This window comes from Schaalia sp. lx-100 (assembly GCF_021083625.1).
GTDB lineage: Bacteria > Actinomycetota > Actinomycetes > Actinomycetales > Actinomycetaceae > Pauljensenia.
The window spans coordinates 117,541-137,404 of the sequence record NZ_JAJNRP010000002.1; the positions used below are offsets into that span (position 1 = coordinate 117,541).

A 19,864-nucleotide genomic window follows, 5' to 3' on the forward strand; every position below is an offset into this window, starting at 1 on the left:
TAATCATGGGAGGCTACGAGTTACCTGAAATATCAGGTGACCTTTCTGTGCCTGCGCGCGTAGAGGGAGAGGGGGCGCAAAGCATGGGGGAGGGACCTTCTTCCACTCGTGAGCTATCATCAAGCGCTGCTCTCCCTCGGTTAGCTGAACCGTGGAAACTCATAGTTGCTGTGGTGGGCGCAACTGCCTCCGGAAAAAGTGACCTTGCACTTGATCTTGCTGAAAAACTGCCTGAATACCTTGAGGCTCCGGGGAATGCGGAACTTATTTCTGCAGATTCTATGCAGTTTTATCGCGGCATGGATATTGGGACCGCAAAGACTCCCCTTGAAGATCGTCGCGGGATTCCTCACTATCACATTGACACCTTGGATATCACACAGGAAGCCTCAGCCGCCCTGTACCAGCAGCAAGCCCGCGCAGATGTGAGGCAGATTCATTCACGCGGAAATATGGTGATTGTTGCCGGTGGGTCGGGACTTTACCAGCGTGCGCTTCTTGACGTTATTGATTTCCCGGGCACTGACCCTGCTATTCGACGACGTTTAGAAGCCGAAGCGCAGAGGCTCGCTGATACTCATGAACTTCATCGGCGACTTGCCGAAAATGATCCTGTAGCTGCGCGGCACATTGACCCGAATAATACGCGACGCATTATTCGAGCGCTTGAAGTCATTGAACTGACAGGGAAACCTTATTCTGCAACTATGCCGCAGCGTGTCTATTACCAGCCGACTGTGATGCTTGGGATACAACGTCCCCTAGAAGAACTTGATACACGTATTGCGGTGCGCACACAAAAGATGTTCGATGAGGGCCTAGTTGAAGAAGTTCGTTCTTTGATTCCGCTGGGATTACGTGAAGGTAAGACCGCCTCAAAAGCAACAGGTTACGCTCAGGCTTTGGCCTATATTGATGGGCATATCAGTCTGGACGAGGCCCGCGACTCGGTGGCATTAGCGACCCGTCAGTTGGCGAGGCGACAATTAAAGTGGCTGCGCCCAGATCATCGGGTGATATGGCTGCCACCTGCTGCACCAGAACAACTGCTGGAGCAGGCTGTACAAGCTGTGACATATCATCTTGCCTGTTGCTAATACCCTTACAGGCAGGGCTGTGTACATGTCTTGCTTCTGATTCTGACAGAAGCATGAAAGTGTGTCATTTCCACTTATCCCTCATGAATGACGTGTGTAAATTATTCACAACATACGACACTACGCCTTTTTATGTGACCCTTGACGGATTTTCTGACGCAGGGCATATAAAGCAAATAATGCAAGAACGCAATTTACAAGACTGACGACAACCTCAAAGAAAATATATGAAAAAAGATCGGACTGAGGGGCTTCGATACTACTGATGAGGTGCGAAAACGGAAAATACATAAAAAGAGCTGACAAAGGCACAGGATAGCTGTGTAATGGAACAAGCGCCCCCGTGCTGAGTGGCAGCATAGCGATGAAAGTATTCAGAAGGAGAAAAGGGTCCTGAGTCAAAGGCGCGCATGTTGCGCACAGGAAACCGAGAGCACATCCTGCAACTGCGGTGCAAGGTAATAAGAGACATGCGCGTGTCATGATAGGTGAAAATGGAGTAAAACAGAGCATTAACGCCCCAATTGACACAAGACCTGATAAAACGCCAGAGAAAGCAGATAATGTGCTGTGGGCGCACCAATATGCTGTGTCGAAACGTCTGTAAGTGAGGACCTGAGGGAGAATACCGTTTGTATTGTCAGTAACCACGCTCAAAGTGAATGTGCTGGCGCTGATGATAACTGTGCCAAGCAAAATAAATCGGCAAGCCACGGCATCCAGTAGGGGAGCGCCCAGAGCTTTTCCCAAGAAAACCGAGGCAATAATCTCAAGAAGCGGAGCCGCTATAAGAGAAACACATAGGGTACGACCTGTTGCCCAGTAATGCGATGAAGTACGGGAAAGCAAAAGGGTGGATAAAAAACGTGAAAACCACATCAGCGGGCCCCGATCTTTCCGCTCTTGTAGGCGTGATGTGCGCATAGGATACATAAGGAGCAACCAAAGAAAGTCCATCCGGTGATTGTTCCTAAGGCGTAGAGTACTTCAGAGCACGTGAATCCCTCAGCAGATGACAAAAATACTGGCAGCTTATACATAAGAGAAAATAGGCGCATAGTCGGCGAAATACTCCGTATAACTATTTCCCAGAGGGAATGACCTTGTGCGTCCCATAGAACCCCTGAAAAGAGGAGGAGCGGAGTTAAAAGAAGTGATTCATAAGCCATCGCATGTGTAGTTAATACGAAAATACAAGCAACGATCAGAGTAACGCCGAATAAACCTGCCCATGACAGTGTCATAAGGAAAATCAAATGAGGCAGTAAAGGCAAAAGAAACGACATGGAAAGGTGGCCGTGACCAGGAATAATCCATATCAGTGTGGCAAGCGGGAAAGACAGAAGCGAAAAGACTGAAACGCTTGAAATAAGGGCAATAAGGACAAAGACACGTGATGTACGTGACGTAAAAAGATAAAGTAAAGTCCCTCGCCTACGTTCAAAACTGATGATTCCTGCAGCGCTGGTAGAAGTTGCCCACATGCCAATGAGGGCGGTACGAATAAAGGCCGCATATGGGTCAGTTTCCCACGCAATGACAGCAAAACGTTGAGTGATCCCAGCAGTAAAAGTAGCGAAGAACATGAGGTGAACGAAATAAGTAACTGAAGCGTACTGATGCCAAAAAAAGAAAGCTATTCGTATGCGGTTCATGAAAATCTATCTTTCAGGAGCATTTCTGCGTGACAGATATATGAAAGCGTCCTGAAGCTGAGCATTTGTTAGGCGAATATCTTGCGGAATAGGAATTTTTTGTCGCGTGCAGTATGTGTGGATGAAAGCAACGAGATCATCAGGATTTTTGTGCCAGTAGAAAGTGGCTTTCCAATGTACACCGGCGGGTCTGAGGCTGAGTGTTCCTTGATCTCCTAAAAGGGTACGGCAGGTCTTTTCATCAAAGCGAGCGAGGTTGTGGGCTGCTATAAGCGTGTGTGCTACCTGCGTGAGGCCTGCGTAAGAGATGATGTCCTGAGAGGTTCCTTGCGCAATAAAAGATCCGTGGTCCATAAGAACAATGCGTGTGGCGAGGTCTTCGATTTCTTCCATTGAATGACTGGTGAGGATAATTCCTGTTCCTTCGCAGGCAATACGTGCTATGAGCGAACGAATATGTAAGGCACTATCAGGGTCAAGTCCCATTGTGGCTTCGTCAAGGATAAGAATACGTGTATGTCCCAGGAGTGCTCTAGCGATGTGGAGTCGTTGATATTGCCCTCGCGAAAGCGCGCCTGCTTCTGTATGACTTTGCTGCGTGAGGTCCACTAAACGCAGGAGACGCATGATGTGCTGGTCATGTTCTTTTGGAGGGATTGAAGCAAGGGAAGCGAAAAATCTGAGGTTTGCTTCTACGGTTGAACGAGGGTAGAAACCGCTGTCGCCACCTAAGGAAACACCGATAAATTTGCGGGCTGCTAAAGGGCGTTTGAGGGCATTAACTCCACATATTGTGAGGCTGCCAGAAGTCGGAGCCAGCATGGTAGCGCACAGAGAAACGAGCGTTGTTTTTCCTGCCCCATTGAGGCCGACGAGTCCTAAAATTTCACCAGAATCCAGTGTGAAAGATACATGGTTAACAGCGCGTACACTAGAGTGTGGGGCACGGAAATCACGGACAAGATCAGAAGCTGTTAAAAGCATACTTCCTCTATTTTTCTCATTTTGATGGCCCTAGACATGTGTATTCCAAGAGGATCTAATATGCGTATCTTGTTTATTTCTGAAGACAGCTGGGTCTGTCCATTTTTATATAAACTCGATACGAGTATTTTTCCTGCGGTGTCTAGTGAAGTTAAAGCGTCAATTAATGTGAGTTCTTTTACTGCCATTAATGCATAATAATTTGAAATCGCGGTAAGTATTACTCCGCATTTTATTAATGTGTCATATGAGCCATATTTCAATAAATCTTCTTTTTGTCTTAAAATTATTGATGAGGCAATCGTGTAGTTTCCAAAAAATAAAATGTATCCATCTATATCGTTGGAAAAGGTAAGAATATCTCGTTTTTGGAAATGGTCAAAAACTAATTCTTTTTCTATAGGAGGTAGCTGCGCTAAGCGCAGGTGTTCTTCATAAAAAGTCTTGGGATCTGTTATGTGTCGGACACCTAAATCAGTAGCGTAAGTAGGGGCGCATAGAGGTGGATAATGGGGACATGAGATACCTTCCTTGGATTTGCTCACTTGATCAGTGTGCTTTGTCTTAAGGAAAGAAATATTATTTTTCTCAACATGTGGACTTAGGTCCGTGATAGGGAAGGAGTACGTGTGTTTTTGACTCTCATGGAGGGGCAAAGGTGTAATGCATACAAAGCGTGAGCTGCTTATCATCTGCCAGAGAAGTGATGTGTCGAAAACGTACCTCCCGCTATCAACATTTTGTGGACGCGCCGCAAAGCAAGAAGGATAAATACGACAAAATAAAGGGAAAGAAACCGCTGCACCACACGAATCAATCGCGGTATATGAGGGCAGGTAAAGGACAGAACATATGTCAATACTTCAAAGATCAATGATATTGGCAAAAGGACATGGCACAGGAAACACTTTTGTCCTCTGTGATGATCCTGATAATACGTATGACATATCTGCCCAACAGGTTGCACTGTGGTGTTCACCTACACGCGGTATAGGTGCTGATGGTTTTATACGTTGTGTGCGCCACGGTGACATGTGGTTCATGGATTACCGTAACGCTGATGGTTCACTGGCGGAAATGTGCGGAAATGGTGTGCGTGTTTTCGTACACCACCTGCGTAGGCGTGGCTACATTAGCCTCGATGAAGGCCAGTCAATTGACGTGCGCACACGAGGAGGAATCCGTCGTGTCACCCTCATTCCCACGCCACAGCATATAGATGTAAGAAAAAATAACACCTCACAAATCCCTGAGATATCAAACGAAACAGGGAGGTCTGACTGCACAGAGCAGGCAGAAAACTGGTATTGCGTGGATATGGGCCAGGCGCGCACCAACGGTAGGGAAGAAACAAGGATACGTGTACCGGGCCTGCCCGATACTTACCGTTCAATTCACGTGGATATGCCAAATCCTCATGAAGTCATTGATGTTCGAGATGAAAAAACCCTTGAAAATGCTGTATTACCGACAGTAGATGCGGCACATGCCCCCGAATTTTTACGTCCTGTGTACGATCCTGTTCCACCTCACGGCACGAATCTTGAACTCACAGTTGATATAACGACTCCGAGCGATATCAACGCGGGACGTGGTCGTTTACTTATGCGTGTATTAGAACGTGGCGTGGGTGAAACTGCTTCATGCGGTACCGGCTGCTGTGCTGCGGCTGTTGCTGCGGCACGTAGACGAGGGGAGGATGCTCCACGTACATGGCATGTGCATATTCCCGGTGGCATGGTTGAGATCGACTTAGGAGACTCTGATTTTGCGCCAGTTTTACTGAAAGGCCCTGCTGCCCATATCGCAGATATTACATGGTGACATTTACACCTGACTATACGTGAGGGAGCACCTCGATAATCCGATAGCCTTTCTTTGACGCAATTTTTTGCGCAGGAAAACCTACACTGCTCAGCCACGTAATCAAAGAATCTGCGCCTAAATTCTTTTGAACCACTAAATAGGCCCGTCCCGTAGGGGCAAGTAAAGACAGCCAGCTTGTCAGCATGGTGTGCATCGCTTCTTTACCGATACGGACCGGTGGATTCGACCAGATCACATCAAAACGTAGATTTTCAGCGTGAGCACGCTCCAAAGCGCGAGTGGCATCTAAGACCTCAACACAATCTTCCACCTCATTATGGACGGCATTGCGGGCTGTCAGATCAAGTGCCCGCTCATTCACATCAACCGCCCATACATGAGCTTGTGTGGACTCCAAAGCCATTGTGATAGCTAGAGGACCCCAACCGCACCCTAAATCAAGGAAAAAACCCTGATCGGGTAATGCCGGCGCTTCAGCCAGGAGCTGTCGGGTTCCTAAATCAATACGCCCGCTAGAAAAAACCTTGTCAGACACCCACATTTCAAGATCATGACCGCGCGCTGTTACACGCAGTACGCGTAGTTCGTTATCGGTAGCAGGAGCTGAGGAAGTGAAATACTGTTGTTGGTCCACATGCGTAGCCTACGCGAGGTTGAAGCTCACCTCCATGAAGCACGCAAAAAATGTCTCAACATGAAACACTAGAGGGAGTATTTCGCATCACGACACGAGCTTTTCGAGAGGAAACCTATGCCGCATACAGGCCAACAGCTAGAGCCACACGATGAATCTGTTCGCAGAGCAGAAGAAATCGTGGCACGTGTTCTTGCTCGCCAAGGGACAGCTTTAGCATCAACCGATGGTCAAGATACGCGCAATGATGCAGGATGGTTGGAACGAGAAGCCCGTGCAGGTACACGTCGTATACGTGGTTTATCTACGGAACTTGAAGATGTGTCCGAGGTTGAATATCGGCAGGTTCGACTTGAAAAAGTTGTTCTTGTGGGGCTACGTACACAAGGCACTGAGGAGGAAGCAGAAAATTCTTTACGAGAGTTGGCTGCTCTTGCTCAAACAGCGGGCTCAGAAGTGTTAGATGGCGTGATCCAACGTCGAATTACCCCTGACCCAGCTACATACCTCGGGAAAGGAAAAGCGAAAGAAGTCGCTGAACTTGTGGCCGCAAATGGGGCGGACACGATTATCGTGGATGGTGAACTTGCGCCCAGCCAGCGACGTGGCCTTGAAGATGTTGTCAAAATCAAGGTGGTGGACCGTACAGCACTGATTCTTGATATTTTTGCTCAGCACGCAAAATCTCGTGAGGGTAAAGCTCAGGTTGAACTGGCGCAACTGGAATATTTGCTGCCCAGGTTACGAGGCTGGGGTGAATCAATGAGCCGACAGGCCGGTGGCCGTGTGGCAAGTGGTGAAGGCATTGGTTCACGTGGCCCAGGTGAAACCAAAATCGAATTAGACCGTCGCCGTATCCGCACTCGAATGGCTCGCCTACGCGCGCATATTAAAGCAATGGAGCCTTCACGTCATACTCAACGGGCATCACGTCGTCGTGGAGGTGTACCTTCGGTAGCAATCGCGGGATATACGAATGCAGGTAAGTCAACGCTACTGAATCGCTTAACTGGTGCGGAAGTTCTTGTAGAAAACGCTTTATTTGCCACCCTTGACCCTACTGTTCGCCGAGCAGAAGCACCGGATGGTCGTCTCTACACGCTCACTGACACCGTTGGTTTTGTCCGCCAATTACCTACCCAATTAGTTGAGGCTTTCCGTTCCACTCTTGAAGAAGTCGCTGAAGCAGATCTTATTGTGCATGTGGTTGATGCTGCTCACCCTGATCCTGCAGGGCAAGTAAGTGCGGTACATGAAGTTTTCGATACGATTCCGGGTGCGCGTGAGATTCCTGAATTAATTGTGCTCAATAAAGCAGATTTAGCGACACCGGAACAGCTTGTTTTATTACGTACAGCTTTCCCGAACTCTGTTGCTGTTTCAGCATGGACGGGACACGGTATGGAAGATCTGCGTCTTGTGATACAGGATATGCTTCCACATCCACGGGTGCAGGTAGATATGACAATTCCGTATTCACGAGGGGACCTGGTTCACCTCGTACATGAAGAAGGCGAAATCGAAAGCGAAGAATACGGTCCAGAAGGCACGCATATTGTGGCACGTGTAGAGGCTCGCCTCGCACAGCTTTTACGTGAGGCGGGGGCGCAGGACAACACATGAATGAAGCGCAATCTGCTTCGCACTCCTCCTTGCCTAGCAGCGACAAGACATTACCCTCGCAAAAAACTGCTGAAAGAACCCAAGGAAAGAACGCTGATATTAAGAGCGAATCCCCTGATCTGACTCCTGCAGAAAATGAGGAGCAGGAAAGTAATAGTCACGCTGTGTCGGGCGGGCAGGCTGATCTTTCGTGCGCTGCGGATGTGCTTTCTCAAAGAGAGATTAAAAGAGGGACTACGCCGGGTATCGAGCTCAAGAGTGCGCCTGATGGGGAGGCAGAAAGTACACCGGACCTGACAGAATTATGTGACACAGTACTGAGTCGCGTCCTTTCTGATATTTCTGGAACAGTGCGCCCCGGGCAAACACAGATGATGCATGCGATTGCCACGGCGATTCGTGATCGCGCTCGCGTCCTCGTGCAAGCGGGAACCGGCACAGGAAAATCGCTGGGTTATTTGATTCCGTCGTGTGTTCATGCGGTGACAGGCAATGCGCGGGTTCTGATTTCTACGGCAACTTTGGCACTTCAACGTCAAATACTCACACATGATGCTCCTATTGTCAGTAAGGTCCTTCAGGGGCTTGTCGGCTATACGCCTCGTGTGGCTCTGCTCAAAGGGTGGAGTAATTACATATGTATGCATAAGCTTGCAGGCGGATATCCTGATGAGGATACGCTTTTTGATTCTTCGCTTTTGCCGGGTGAATCTGAAAAAACCGAAGGCCCTACTTCACCTATAGCTGCTGAGATCATGAGTTTACGTGAATGGGCACGTACAACGCCCACAGGTGATCGTGACGATATGGTGCCTGGGCCAACAGATCGCGCATGGCGTCATGTCAGCGTGTCTCGGCGTGAATGTATTGGCCGTTCATGCCCCATGTTGGAGGAGTGTTTTGCTCATAATGCCCGTGAGAAAGCTGCTCATGCCGATATTGTGGTCACGAATCATAGCTTGTTGGGGATTCATGCGACAGGGGAGAATGATCTTTTCTCTGACATTGATATGGTGGTTGTTGATGAGGCGCATGAACTGGCTGAACGGGTGCGTTCGCAAGCTGCTGTGTCGCTGTCTGCTTCTCAATTAGCGCGTGTTACTCGTTCTGCTCGTACGCATGGGCGTATTGATACACATTTTCTTGAAGAAATCACACAGGAACTTTCGCAGATTCTTGAGGATTTACCGCTTGGCCTCCTTTACGAGCGGCCGCAAATTTTACATGACGCTCTGCGTCGTCTTGATGAGGCATGTCGGGATGCGTACACGCAAGTCAGTGACTCAGACGCGGAAGCAGCCAGTAAAACATTGGCGCGGGCTGCTCTTGATGAAATTACTGCTGTATGTGCCGCATGGTCGCGTCCTGCCGAGGAAACAGTGACCTGGGTGGAATACCCTGAAATATCATCTACCCCACATCCACAGCTGGTTCTTGCCCCATTGGATGTGGCGCGGGCAATTGGAACGGTGGCTTTAGGTCAAGGACCTGCGGTTTTAACTTCTGCTACGCTGAATGTGGGTAGTTCTTTTGATCCGATTGCTTACGAATGTGGCTTGTTTGTGTCGGATGTGCCGTGGAGCGGTATAGATGTGGGGACCCCATTTGATGAGGCTCATCAGGGTATTTTCTATGTGGCCCGTCATCTGCCTCCTCCTGATCCTGCAGGTATTTCTTTGGAGGCTCTGGAGGAGATTGTCGATCTTGTGCAGGCTAGCGGTGGAGGAGCCTTAGTGCTTTGTTCGTCTCGTCGGGCAGTTCATAGCGTTACAGAGATTTTACGTTCACGGGTACGCACTCAGGTTTTTGCTCAGGGGGATGCGAGTGTGTCCTCGCTGGTTGAACAGTTCAGAGATGATGTGAATTCTTCTTTGGTGGGAACTTTAGGTTTATGGCAGGGCGTGGATGTGCCAGGGTTGTCGTGTCGTCTGGTCATTATTGACAAAATCCCTTTTCCTCATCCTCATGATCCTGTCATACAGGCGTTATCGGATGTGGCTCAACGTAATCGTCGGAGTGGTTTTTGGACGGTTTCTCTTCCGCGTGCTGCTTTATTGATGGCGCAGGGCGCGGGACGTCTTTTGCGTACCAGCGAAGATCGTGGTGTGCTTGCTGTTCTTGATAAAAGGCTGGTGACAAAGTCCTATGGTGCGATGATTCGTCGTTCAATGCCTGCATTGTGGCCTACAAGTGATCCGAAAATTGTGCGTGAGGCTTTGTCGCGCTTATCTTCATCTGTGACGTAGGTTACACATAGTAGATCAGAAAATATGTGATGATAGAAATAGTTATAAAAAATAACATGTGTGTAGGGGGTAAAGATGAGTAGCGAGGTACAGAGCTTGTATCCGATGTCTACGGGGCGTCCATCAAAAATTGCTGTGGTAGGTGCAGGTGCTGTTGGCACGGCTGTTGCTTATGCGTGTGCCATTAAAGGGGATGCACGTTCGGTGGTGTTGCATGATATTAATAAAGCGAAAGTAGAGGCTGAAGCTTTAGATATTGCGCATGGTATTCAATTCACGCCAACGAGTAGCGTGGAAGGATCTGATGATATTGAAATTGTTCGCGGCGCTGATTTAGTAATTGTGACTGCTGGGGCGAAACAAAAACCAGGACAGTCGCGTTTGGAGCTTGCAGGTTCGACTGTGGAACTGATGCGGACGATTGTGCCGAATTTACAAAAGGTTGCTCCTGAAGCCATTTTTATGTTTATTACAAATCCAGTGGATGTGGTGACATATGCGGCTTTGAAGATTACCGGTTTGCCTCGTAATCAAGTTTTTGGTTCAGGAACGGTCCTTGATACTTCGCGTCTGCGTTATCTGGTGTCCTTAGAAACAGGTGTTGCTACGCAGAATATTCACGCGTACATTGCGGGTGAGCATGGTGATTCTGAGGTGGCGTTGTGGTCAAGTGCAGAAATCGGTAATGTGCCGTTGCGTCATTGGGGGCCAACATTGTCAGGTTCTCTTTTTGACGCTGATTTGCGTCGTCGTATTGCTGAAGATGTTGTCCAGTCGGCTTATCGGATTATTGAGGGTAAAGGCGCAACGAATTACGCGATTGGTTTGGCGGCTTCACGTATTGCAGGAGCTGTTTTGCGTGATGAGAACCGTGTACTTACTATTTCCACTCTTTTAGAGGATTGGGAAGGGATCTCAGATGTCTGTATGGCTGCGCCGACGATTGTGGGGCGTGCAGGTGCGGGGCGCGTGTTGAATCCACCATTGACTTTAAGTGAACGTGATGGTTTAACTGCTTCTGCGCAGCGTTTGCGTCAGGTGGCCCGCGATCTGGGCTTTTAAGAGCTGTATCTGCTGATTTTTGTCAGGAATCCTGTCCTTGTGGCTTTTGGCTGTAAGGGCAGGATTTTTATTATGTCTTATGCGTGTGAGTCTGGGTAGTTGCGGTCGTTTCTTTTTATGAGCAGATCATGATGCTTGCGGCGGAAATATGTCCGGTACTGACATTGTGTACGTTTTTAGAGGGATCGCAGTACTGTGACAACGCGACCAAGGATAGTTGCAGTGTCACCGTCAATAGGTGAGTAATTTTCGTTACAGGGTAAAAGCCAGATATGTCCACCTGTGCGTGAAAATACTTTGACGGTGGCTTCGCCTTCAATCATGGCGGCAACAATTTCACCTTCATGTGCTGTGTGCTGTGCGCGGATCACAACGAAATCTCCATCGAGGATACCTGCCTCGATCATTGAATCTCCGTGTACTTCCAGCATGAATAGTTGTCCATGTCCGGTTAGGCGGGTGGGTAGCTGAAAGATATCTTCCACGTATTGTTCGGCGGTGATAGGTGTTCCTGCAGCAATTCTTCCAACAAGGGGGATATTGGAGGCTTCCTCATCGGCATGTCCAACTGGAACAGTGATATCAATGAATGAAGCTTCGGTGGAATTGTCATGGGGTGTTTGCGTGTTGCCGTGGCCTAATAGGGTGCGACCGGTTTTAGAAATTTCAAGTGCTCGTGGTAAACCTTGAACTCGTTGGAGATATCCGTCACGTTCAAGAATGTCGAGATGATGTTTCACTGTTGAGGGGGAAGCGAGTCCAACTGCTGAGGCAATTTCGCGTACTGACGGGGGAAAGCCGTGGCTGTGTGCATGTGCGGATATGTGATGCAGTATTTGCAGTTGCCGTTCAGTGAGCGGTGTTTTTTCCATGAGTTCCTCCCGGGCGGTACGCAGATGTGGGTGCCTGCTGTTCCACTAGTAATACACAGGTTATGCGAATAAATCGTCGAAGTGAAACACATGTTCGAGCGGTTCTCGACATTACCAAAAAATAATGATATCGTACATGTGTTCGACGAACATATGTTCTAGTTTGTGGAGGTAGAAATGGCGCTTAAAGCATATGAAATCGCTACGGAACATGACATGCGTGTATTGAGTGCAGAGGATATGCCTCTTGCAACGGTTTCTGATATTCGCATGGCGCCTTCACGTCGTCGTGTACGTCGTGCTTTACGGTCAGAAAACCCTGCGGCTGCTCGTCGTCCTCATCCTCCTCGTACACGAGCGATACGCCAGTATCATTTTTCTGCGCTGAAAGTGGGGGCTGCGATATTCGCTACTGTTATTGCTAGCGTATGTGCTGCACATATAGGTTTTGCCTTGCAGCCTGATATCTCTCACATTCCGACAAGCGTTCATTTAGTACGTGCAGGGGATTCTGTGTGGAGTTTAGCTGCGACGGTGCCAACAAGCCGTCCTCTTGAGGAAGTAGTCACGGATATCGAACGTTTGAATCCTATTGACGGAACTTTGCTTGTGGGGCAGACGATTGCGCTTCCTCGGTATGACAAGTAGATGTTTTGCTATATAAGAGGTCAGATGCCCTTATTTTCTTCAGTCTGTGTGGCATCGTGCGGGATGAATACGTCGCAGATGCCTTAACATAAAAGAAAATAACTGAAGTTTTTGTGTCGATATATATGTGCTCACGCTATGCGTATCAAAATCCCAGAGTATAGGGAAGCTCACGCACATATGACGAATAAAGGGTGGCGAAAAAAGACACAGAAACTGCAAAATCCGCGAAAGAATAGTGTTTATCGCCGTGATATGCGTGGAAAAAGTGTCTACTATTCGTGTGCCTCTTGCATTGGACTCAATGTAAACGTAATTTTATGGGGTGCATTGTCCTTTCTGTCAGAGTTCCGATTCGCGTGTAGTAGACACCCGAATCGCTGATGATGGTGCCTCCATACGTCGCAGAAGGGAATGTGCTACCTGTAAGAAACGCTTTACAACTTTGGAAACATCATCATTCCAAGTGGTGAAACGTTCAGGCGTCGTGGAACCATTCTCGCGCGACAAAATTGTTTCTGGACTCAAACAAGCATGCCGTGGCCGCCCTGATGTCACCGGCGATCAGCTTGCCTATCTTGCACAACAAGTTGAAGAACAAATACGGTCCTCAGGAGTATCAAATGTGTCCTCCGAAGAAGTAGGAAAAGCCATCCTGCCTTTCTTACGCGACCTCGACGAAATAGCGTATTTACGTTTCGCCTCGGTTTACCGTGCCTTCAATAGCGTAGAAGATTTTGCTCAAGCAATCGAAGAACTCCAAGGGCGTAAAAAAAGCACACAAGCACGCTCCACAGCTCACACCCGTCGCCAAAAAACTCCACCTCAAGATTCAGTGCCTACACTTTTAGACTAAAAATCTTGGCAACAAAACCAATACGCAGATAAACCTTCAAAGATGAGTCTGTACACGCCTCAGCGATGAATAGCCGTCACAACAAGACGGATAGTGTCATTCATTTGCTCAATCGCCGCTAAAGCCTCCACAGGTAACTCTGATGAAATATCAGTAAGCACATATCCTGTAGACCCTGACGTAGACAGAATCTGACTTTCAATATTGGCCCCAGACTCAGCGAAAACTTGGTTAACCAAAGCCAAAACACCAGGTGTGTTTCGGTGAACCAAAGAAATACGGAAACGAGCTGAAGGCGAAGAATGCAACTGCAAATTCGGCAAATTGACACTCATATCCGTTGAACCGGTTTTCTCAAAATCAACAATCTTACCGGATACGAAACGTCCAATATCCCACTGAGCCTCTTCAGTTGAACCACCAATATGCGGAGTGAGAATTACATTATCAAGACCTGAAAGTACCGATGTGAAAGGATCCCCATTCGCCTTAGGCTCCGAAGGGAAAACATCTAAAGCAGCACCAGCAAGATGACCGCTGAGCAGATGATCGCGTAAAGACTCCACATCCACAACAAAACCACGCGACAAATTGATAAATAAAGCGCCGCGTTTCATTAAAGAGAACTCACGCTCACCGAATAAACCCGCATTATCAGGTAAACCATTGACATGAATGGACACAATATCAGCTTCACGTAGTACTGATTCTAAAGTCGGCATTTGTGTGGCATTACCTAAAGAAAGCTTTTCTGCCACGTCATAGTAAATAACATTCAGCCCCATAGCTTCAGCTAAAACAGACAGCTGCTTACCAATATTGCCGTAACCGATAATGCCTAATGTGTGTCCACGTACCTCATGCGCACCATCAGCACTCTTATCCCATATGCCGCGATGTAAACAAGAATTTTTAACTGTGACACGTCGTGACAAATTAATGATGTGACCGATCGCTAACTCCACAACGGAACGAGTATTAGAATACGGGGCATTAAAAACAGCAATACCTAAAGAAGTAGCGCACCCAAGGTCAATTTGATTTGTCCCAATACAAAAAGCGCCGATAGCACGTAAATGAGGACGAGCACGCAGCACTCGTTCAGTCACCATCGTTTTAGAACGCACACCAACATAGTCAACGCCATCAAGAGCCTGTATGAGTTCATCCTCATCAAGTGCTCCCGTATGACGAATAACCTCAATACCTGCCTGCTGGAAAACATCATCAGATACGCGGTGAGGATTTTCTAAAAGAAGTACACGAGTCATAGCTTTAATCGTGCCATGCTCAGCTAGAAAGAAACAGGAATATCCGTGAGACGGACTTTCCCTACTCCCATTCATCCATACCGGCAGGTAAAGACTGGCAATGCACAACAGTGAGGTCGTAGGTTGCGCGTGTCAAAGCCACAAATAAATCCCCAGGGCCATCATGAAGAATCTCTGAAGGCTCCACAACAATGACGGAATCAAATTCCAAACCCTTAGAGGCGCTCGCCGACAATACGCTTACGCGCTCAGTCAGCGTCGACATGCCTACAGTGTCACCACCCCAAGCTCGGGCACGATCAGCACTCAGGAGGACCGCTACGCGACCATAATCACGTCCTTGACGCTGGTCAAGTACCTCACATACGTGGCGCAGCACTGCCGCAACACTCATCCGTAAAGCTTCGTCATCATCATGCATTGGAAACTCGTCGCGCGCATCAACTATATGCAAACAATCATCCACATCGCGTACAGCCTGCATAGGGTGAATAACAGGCATACCTGCGCGCGCAAGAACACGTTCAGCTACATCAGTAAGCGTGCGAGGGGTCCGATATGACACAGATAAAACAAATTCATCGGTCAAAGCTCGCACAGCAGGTCCCAAAGCCTCAGACCACGAGGCAATGCGATGATTACCGCGTCTTTGATCTAAATCGCCGACGACCGTGAAACTACGAGCAGGACAACGCCTCAGCAAAGACCGCCACGCCATCGCAGAAAGATCCTGAGCCTCATCAACCACAATATGCCCATAAGTCCAGGTACGATCACGGGCAGCGCGTTCAGCTAGTGGAGTAAATTCTGCGGCACCTGCAACGGACTCAGCCAGCATTTCTGCTGAAACAATACCGCCACCAAGCCCTAAAGCCTCCATTGCTTCACGTGCGCGTTCTACCTGCGTTGCCTCATCATCATGCGCAGAAGAACGCGAAGCAGCGCAGGAAGGTAAAGGACCAAGTAATTCTTCTAATTCATCCAGTAAAGGGATATCAGCCACTGTTATAGGAGAAGTACGTGGGCGAGCTAACTGAGTGAGCTGCTCAGGTGATAAAGGAGAGCCTACTTCATCATTGAGTCGTGCAAGTAAAGCTGGTTTAGCCCATAAACGTTCCAAAAGGGTAAGGGAAGAAGTAGGCATCCACGCACGATTAATTGCTCGACGTGCGCTGACAGAATCCCGGATTTCTTGGAGCCACAAAGTAAATTCTTCAGAATCTATATCAGAACTTTCAGGTATGCCCGCAGCTTCAGTGATTAAACGCCGAGCCAAGACTTTCATCAGTTCTAAAGCAAAAACATCACGCGCAACATTATGAGGGCGACCACCTCGACGTGCATATTTTGCTGCGCGTACCACATCGTCTTGCCGGAGAGTAACACGACGATTCCACACATCAAGGACTTCGTCATGGGGCGGAATTTGCACAAGAGTTCGAACCGCGCGATGCAGAATCTGTGTCCACGCTGAAAGACCTTTAATGTAGGCAACATCAGGTAATTCAACGCCACGAGCTTTGATACCTGGGACAAGGTCACCTACGGTTAAAGACACAACGCCTGTTTCACCTAAAGAAGGAAGGACCTTTTCGATATAACGTAAAAAGACACGTGAAGGACCAACTAAAAGCACACCTGAGCGCTCTAAACGTTCACGTTCAGCATGAAGAAGATAAGCAATTCGATGTAAAGCAACAGCAGTTTTACCAGTTCCGGGACCGCCTTGAACAACGATCAGACCGTTACTTTGCGCACGGATAATATGATCTTGTTCAGCCTGAATGGTAGCAACGATATCGCCCATAAAACCATCACGCGCTTTACCTAAAGCCGCCATCAAAGCGCCTTCACCTTGAAGTTCTAAACCAGACTCACTGGCTGCCTGGGCATCAAGGACATCATCTTCAATCCCTAAAACTGTGCGCGCACGTGTCAAAATATGACGGCGGCGAACAATGCCTTGCCGGTCAATAGGTGTGGCACGATAGAAAGGAGCGGCAGCGGGGGCTCTCCAGTCAATAAGAAGCGAAGTGCCATCTTCTTCAGATAATGAGGTGCGCCCAATGTAGCGTTGCTTGCCTTCCATATCGTCAAGTCGGCCAAAGACCAGTCGGTCTTCTACGCCATCTAAGCGCGCGGCCATATTCCCGTAATGAGCTGAAATAGCATCACGTTCTGTCCAGCCTTGCGCATTTCCTACCCCGTGGTTGGCGTGGACACGAGCTTGACGCTGACGATATGTGTCCCGCAGGTCATCAAGATGACGGTAAGCATTGTCAACAAAAACCTGTTCGCGGGTGATTTCACGCGAGATATCACTCGAATGCGGCGAATCCGACACAGTGCCTCCACAGTGAATCTGAAAAAGAAGGGACCTACCATTGTGTCAATTTCTTACTCAAAATGCTGGAAGAAAGACTGATGTTCCTGCCACATTTTCTTTTCGACGGGAATTCTTTTGAGTAAGCGGGTAGCGTGGTACTCACAATAGAAAACATCAATGTCATCAATACGGCACAGTATCACTACACATACGTACGCAGGGGAGGAGCGCTATGCCGTTGTACGATCAAGGGCCTGCATGGGGAGTAAAGTCACCGATCCTGGTTTTACATTTCGATGGCGCTATTGATGCGGGGGTTGCCGGTCATATCGCAGTAGAACAGATGCGTCACGCCTTACGTACAGACCGGATTGCAACATTCCACACGGACGAATTTATTGACTACCGCGCCCACCGGCCAGTGCTGACAGTAGAGGACTGGGTATCCACCGATCTGAATATGCCCGAGATTATTGTGGAACGTGTCGATGATGATTTAGGACAGCCATTTTTGCTGATTCACGGTCCTGAACCGGATATGCGGTGGGAAAAATTTGCCTCCCACATACGTCAGATCGCTGAAGAAGCAGGAGTGGAAATCACGGTGTCTTTGCATGGTGTGCCAGCGGGAACTCCACACACGCGGCCTGCGCAAGTTCACATTCAAGCAACGGATTCTTCTTTGATTCCGCCTCAACCACAGATGATGCAGCCAATGTATTTTCCCTCTCCTGTGAGTTCATTTGTTCAAGCACGCTTAGCTGAATCAGGTATTGACGGAGTGGCTTTACTCGGATCGGTTCCTTTCTACATGGCTGATCGTCCTTATCCTGCAGTATCCTCAGCGATCCTGCGTAAACTCTCTGAACTAACGGGACTGGCTTTACCAGTAGGGGATTTAGAGCGTGGAGCTGCCGAAGATATCGCAGCTCTTGAAAGTTTCACGGAAGAAAATCCGCAGATCCATGAAACTGTTCAAGCCCTAGAAACACACTACGATGCCTTAACAGGGGCCAATGGTATTGCTCCCTTAACTTCCTTTTCTGACGATGTAACCTCTGTGCCGCATACAGAAACCCAAAATATCGGGGATGTGATTGAAGCCTATTTGGCAAATGTCACGAAAAATTCAGCGGATGTGACGGAGAATGCCCCTTCTCATTCCGCATCACAAACCGATGAGGAAAGCGAACCTGAAACGGAAACCGTAGAGGACGTTCTGCGCCGCCTAGCGCATCGAGAAGCACAGAAAAACTCTGCCACGTTGAATATCCGCCATATTCCTCGCCACCGCGCAGACACTCACGAACCACCGCCGCTTCCTCCATCTGAACAACAGATGTAAAACGGATTGACCTGTGAATAACCGGCAGATACGCGCAGGCGAGTGTACAGGTTTCCACTACTGTCTTACGCTCAAAACCTAACTGTGTGATGTATCCACCTGCCCATCTGACCCGCTCTATCTTCTGACGTACACCATGACACCATCACATAATCACACACCGCCACAATTTGCTACAGGTATTCGCGTATGGGCATGCGCAATGCTGATCTACATAGTGGCTGTTACTGCTCGTACGTCATTAGGAGTATCCGGCGTAGAAGCAATAGAACGCTTCGGTCTGACAGCATCGGGACTTGCTCTTTTTGCTGCCCTTCAAGTAGGGGTTTACGGCTGCGCGCAGATTCCGATGGGGATTCTGCTCGATCGATGGGGCCCGCGCCGACTGATGACACTGGGTGCTGTCCTTGTTGCTATTGCACAAACCGAAATGGCTTTTTCTTCATCTTTTATGTGGGCGATCATTGCCAGAATCCTTTTAGGCATTGGAGACGCCACAGCATTTATTTCAGTTTTACGCTTACTGTCCTCGTGGTTTTCCATACGGCACATCCCAATATTTACTCAACTTACGTCAATCTTCGGGCTTTTTGGACAAATCCTTTCTGCAGGACCGTTTTTGATGTCACTTCATCAATGGGGGTGGAGCCCTGCTTTTTGTATGACAGCCGCCGCTGCACTGATCGTGGCCTTCATCGCTGCTCTTGGGATACGTGATTCAACACAAAACACCCCTTCTGATTCTCAGGTTTTCCCCAGTGTGTCCCCTCATGTATTTCGTAATCCAGGAACATGGGCTGGTTTCTTTGCTCATTGGATTGGCTCAGGGCCGCCGATGACATTCACTTTGCTGTGGGGAGTTCCTTTTATGACCTTAGGTATGGGGATGAAACCAGAACAAGTCAGCAGGATGCTCATTATTTTCTCTGTGACAAATATTCTTTTCGGCCCTGTGATGGGTATTGTGAGTGCGCGGATGCCGAAACGACGTCCGCATATGATTGCCCTATCTTTCACGGTGATTGCCGCAGTATGGGCTTGGTTGCTTTCTTCGTATTCACCGCCTTCTGTCTTTGCTGCCACCTGCCTTGTTGTGGCTTTGGCATTGGGGGCGGTATCTTCATCGCTTGCATTTGATATTGTCCGGATGACTTCACCCATCCACACATTAGGAACAGCTTTATCTGTGGCAAATATGGGTGGTTTTATGGCGACTTTGACGACGATGCTTACTATCGGGATTACTCTTGATGCCCTCTCAGGGGATGAGGTTTTAGGGTGGAGCCATTTCCGTGTAGCTATGAGTGCGCAGGCCTTCCTGTGGCTTATCGGCATCATAGGTTTTGTTCTCACACTGATAAAAGCGCGACATGTGTTCTTTGGTCGAACAACTGACTGATTAAAAGTTGCAGTTTTCC

Annotated in this window: 17 protein-coding genes; 9 read left to right on the forward strand and 8 right to left on the reverse strand. The window is 48.4% G+C overall.

What is annotated here, in order from left to right; all coding sequences use genetic code 11:
• Nucleotides 1–5 precede the first annotated feature (5 nt).
• Nucleotides 6–1,097, forward strand: coding sequence for a tRNA (adenosine(37)-N6)-dimethylallyltransferase MiaA (gene miaA / locus LRP54_RS01980; RefSeq protein ID WP_442984581.1), 1,092 nt, complete (start codon nt 6–8; stop codon nt 1,095–1,097).
• 120 nt (nt 1,098–1,217) lie between these two features.
• Here the strand turns inward: miaA and LRP54_RS01985 are convergent, their stop codons facing one another.
• The 4 genes from LRP54_RS01985 to LRP54_RS02000 are packed head-to-tail and all read right to left on the reverse strand — an operon-like array spanning nt 1,218 to nt 4,281.
• Complete coding sequence (locus tag LRP54_RS01985) at nt 1,218–1,976, reverse strand: ABC transporter permease (protein WP_231234777.1); 759 nt, start codon at nt 1,974–1,976, stop codon at nt 1,218–1,220.
• The gene (locus LRP54_RS01990) at nt 1,976–2,752 is read right to left on the reverse strand and encodes a hypothetical protein (protein WP_231234778.1); all 777 of its coding nucleotides are present in this window, start codon (nt 2,750–2,752) and stop codon (nt 1,976–1,978) included. Before LRP54_RS01990 ends, LRP54_RS01985 begins: the two co-directional genes overlap by 1 nt.
• A gap of 6 nt (nt 2,753–2,758) precedes the next feature.
• The gene (locus LRP54_RS01995) at nt 2,759–3,736 is read right to left on the reverse strand and encodes an ABC transporter ATP-binding protein (RefSeq protein WP_231234779.1); all 978 of its coding nucleotides are present in this window, start codon (nt 3,734–3,736) and stop codon (nt 2,759–2,761) included.
• Entirely contained in the window at nt 3,727–4,281 is a 555-nt protein-coding gene (locus LRP54_RS02000) for a hypothetical protein (protein WP_231234780.1), read from the reverse strand. Before LRP54_RS02000 ends, LRP54_RS01995 begins: the two co-directional genes overlap by 10 nt.
• Nucleotides 4,282–4,588: 307 nt before the next feature.
• On the opposite strand from LRP54_RS02000, the gene LRP54_RS02005 reads away from it, so the two are divergent.
• A complete protein-coding gene (locus tag LRP54_RS02005) occupies nt 4,589–5,560 on the forward strand; it encodes a diaminopimelate epimerase (protein WP_231234781.1) in 972 nt (323 codons plus the stop codon).
• 13 nt (nt 5,561–5,573) lie between these two features.
• On the opposite strand, the gene LRP54_RS02010 is transcribed toward LRP54_RS02005, so the two are convergent.
• The gene (locus LRP54_RS02010) at nt 5,574–6,197 is read right to left on the reverse strand and encodes a class I SAM-dependent methyltransferase (RefSeq protein WP_231234782.1); all 624 of its coding nucleotides are present in this window, start codon (nt 6,195–6,197) and stop codon (nt 5,574–5,576) included.
• A 117-nt stretch (nt 6,198–6,314) separates the two neighbouring features.
• Between LRP54_RS02010 and hflX the strand changes: the two genes are divergently transcribed.
• The 3 genes from hflX to LRP54_RS02025 all read left to right on the forward strand — a co-directional run bounded on the left by hflX (nt 6,315) and on the right by LRP54_RS02025 (nt 11,128).
• Nucleotides 6,315–7,820 (forward strand): GTPase HflX, encoded by a 1,506-nt coding sequence (gene hflX / locus LRP54_RS02015; RefSeq protein ID WP_231234783.1) that lies wholly within the window; start codon nt 6,315–6,317, stop codon nt 7,818–7,820.
• Nucleotides 7,817–10,066, forward strand: a complete 2,250-nt coding sequence (locus LRP54_RS02020; RefSeq protein ID WP_231234784.1) for an ATP-dependent DNA helicase — start codon at nt 7,817–7,819, stop codon at nt 10,064–10,066. The genes hflX and LRP54_RS02020 overlap by 4 nt, the downstream gene beginning before the upstream one ends.
• A 75-nt stretch (nt 10,067–10,141) precedes the next feature.
• Nucleotides 10,142–11,128, forward strand: coding sequence for an L-lactate dehydrogenase (locus LRP54_RS02025; RefSeq protein ID WP_231204661.1), 987 nt, complete (start codon nt 10,142–10,144; stop codon nt 11,126–11,128).
• A 176-nt stretch (nt 11,129–11,304) separates the two neighbouring features.
• Here the strand turns inward: LRP54_RS02025 and lexA are convergent, their stop codons facing one another.
• Nucleotides 11,305–12,000, reverse strand: a complete 696-nt coding sequence (gene lexA, locus LRP54_RS02030; RefSeq protein WP_231234785.1) for a transcriptional repressor LexA — start codon at nt 11,998–12,000, stop codon at nt 11,305–11,307.
• A 177-nt stretch (nt 12,001–12,177) separates the two neighbouring features.
• Between lexA and LRP54_RS02035 the strand changes: the two genes are divergently transcribed.
• Both LRP54_RS02035 and nrdR read left to right on the forward strand, forming a co-directional pair.
• On the forward strand, nt 12,178–12,648 hold the full coding sequence (locus LRP54_RS02035) for a LysM peptidoglycan-binding domain-containing protein (RefSeq protein WP_231234786.1): 471 nt from the start codon (nt 12,178–12,180) through the stop codon (nt 12,646–12,648).
• A 325-nt stretch (nt 12,649–12,973) separates the two neighbouring features.
• Nucleotides 12,974–13,504: a transcriptional regulator NrdR gene (gene nrdR, locus LRP54_RS02040; RefSeq protein WP_231234787.1), complete on the forward strand. Its 531-nt coding sequence runs from the start codon at nt 12,974–12,976 to the stop codon at nt 13,502–13,504.
• A 59-nt stretch (nt 13,505–13,563) separates the two neighbouring features.
• On the opposite strand, the gene serA is transcribed toward nrdR, so the two are convergent.
• Nucleotides 13,564–14,775, reverse strand: coding sequence for a phosphoglycerate dehydrogenase (gene serA, locus LRP54_RS02045; protein WP_231204670.1), 1,212 nt, complete (start codon nt 14,773–14,775; stop codon nt 13,564–13,566).
• 61 nt (nt 14,776–14,836) lie between these two features.
• Complete coding sequence (locus LRP54_RS02050) at nt 14,837–17,119, reverse strand: HelD family protein (protein ID WP_231234788.1); 2,283 nt, start codon at nt 17,117–17,119, stop codon at nt 14,837–14,839.
• Nucleotides 17,120–17,333: 214 nt separating this feature from the next.
• Between LRP54_RS02050 and LRP54_RS02055 the strand changes: the two genes are divergently transcribed.
• Together LRP54_RS02055 and LRP54_RS02060 are read left to right on the forward strand one after the other, a co-directional pair.
• On the forward strand, nt 17,334–18,446 hold the full coding sequence (locus tag LRP54_RS02055) for a PAC2 family protein (RefSeq protein WP_231234789.1): 1,113 nt from the start codon (nt 17,334–17,336) through the stop codon (nt 18,444–18,446).
• Nucleotides 18,447–18,582: 136 nt separating this feature from the next.
• The gene (locus LRP54_RS02060) at nt 18,583–19,845 is read left to right on the forward strand and encodes an MFS transporter (RefSeq protein ID WP_231234790.1); all 1,263 of its coding nucleotides are present in this window, start codon (nt 18,583–18,585) and stop codon (nt 19,843–19,845) included.
• Nucleotides 19,846–19,864 lie beyond the last annotated feature (19 nt).

Excerpts from the sequence above, each read along its gene's own strand:
- LRP54_RS02055 (WP_231234789.1), top strand. The coding sequence starts at position 17,334 with ATGCCGTTGTACGATCAAGGGCCTGCATGGGGAGTAAAGTCACCGATC.
- LRP54_RS01995 (WP_231234779.1), bottom strand. The coding sequence starts at position 3,736 with ATGCTTTTAACAGCTTCTGATCTTGTCCGTGATTTCCGTGCCCCACAC.
- LRP54_RS02005 (WP_231234781.1), top strand. The coding sequence starts at position 4,589 with ATGTCAATACTTCAAAGATCAATGATATTGGCAAAAGGACATGGCACA.
- LRP54_RS02060 (WP_231234790.1), top strand. The coding sequence starts at position 18,583 with ATGACACCATCACATAATCACACACCGCCACAATTTGCTACAGGTATT.
- LRP54_RS01990 (WP_231234778.1), bottom strand. The coding sequence starts at position 2,752 with ATGAACCGCATACGAATAGCTTTCTTTTTTTGGCATCAGTACGCTTCA.
- LRP54_RS02035 (WP_231234786.1), top strand. The coding sequence starts at position 12,178 with ATGGCGCTTAAAGCATATGAAATCGCTACGGAACATGACATGCGTGTA.
- lexA (WP_231234785.1), bottom strand. The coding sequence starts at position 12,000 with ATGGAAAAAACACCGCTCACTGAACGGCAACTGCAAATACTGCATCAC.
- serA (WP_231204670.1), bottom strand. The coding sequence starts at position 14,775 with ATGACTCGTGTACTTCTTTTAGAAAATCCTCACCGCGTATCTGATGAT.
- miaA (WP_442984581.1), top strand. The coding sequence starts at position 6 with ATGGGAGGCTACGAGTTACCTGAAATATCAGGTGACCTTTCTGTGCCT.
- LRP54_RS02025 (WP_231204661.1), top strand. The coding sequence starts at position 10,142 with ATGAGTAGCGAGGTACAGAGCTTGTATCCGATGTCTACGGGGCGTCCA.
- hflX (WP_231234783.1), top strand. The coding sequence starts at position 6,315 with ATGCCGCATACAGGCCAACAGCTAGAGCCACACGATGAATCTGTTCGC.
- LRP54_RS02020 (WP_231234784.1), top strand. The coding sequence starts at position 7,817 with ATGAATGAAGCGCAATCTGCTTCGCACTCCTCCTTGCCTAGCAGCGAC.
- LRP54_RS01985 (WP_231234777.1), bottom strand. The coding sequence starts at position 1,976 with ATGTGGTTTTCACGTTTTTTATCCACCCTTTTGCTTTCCCGTACTTCA.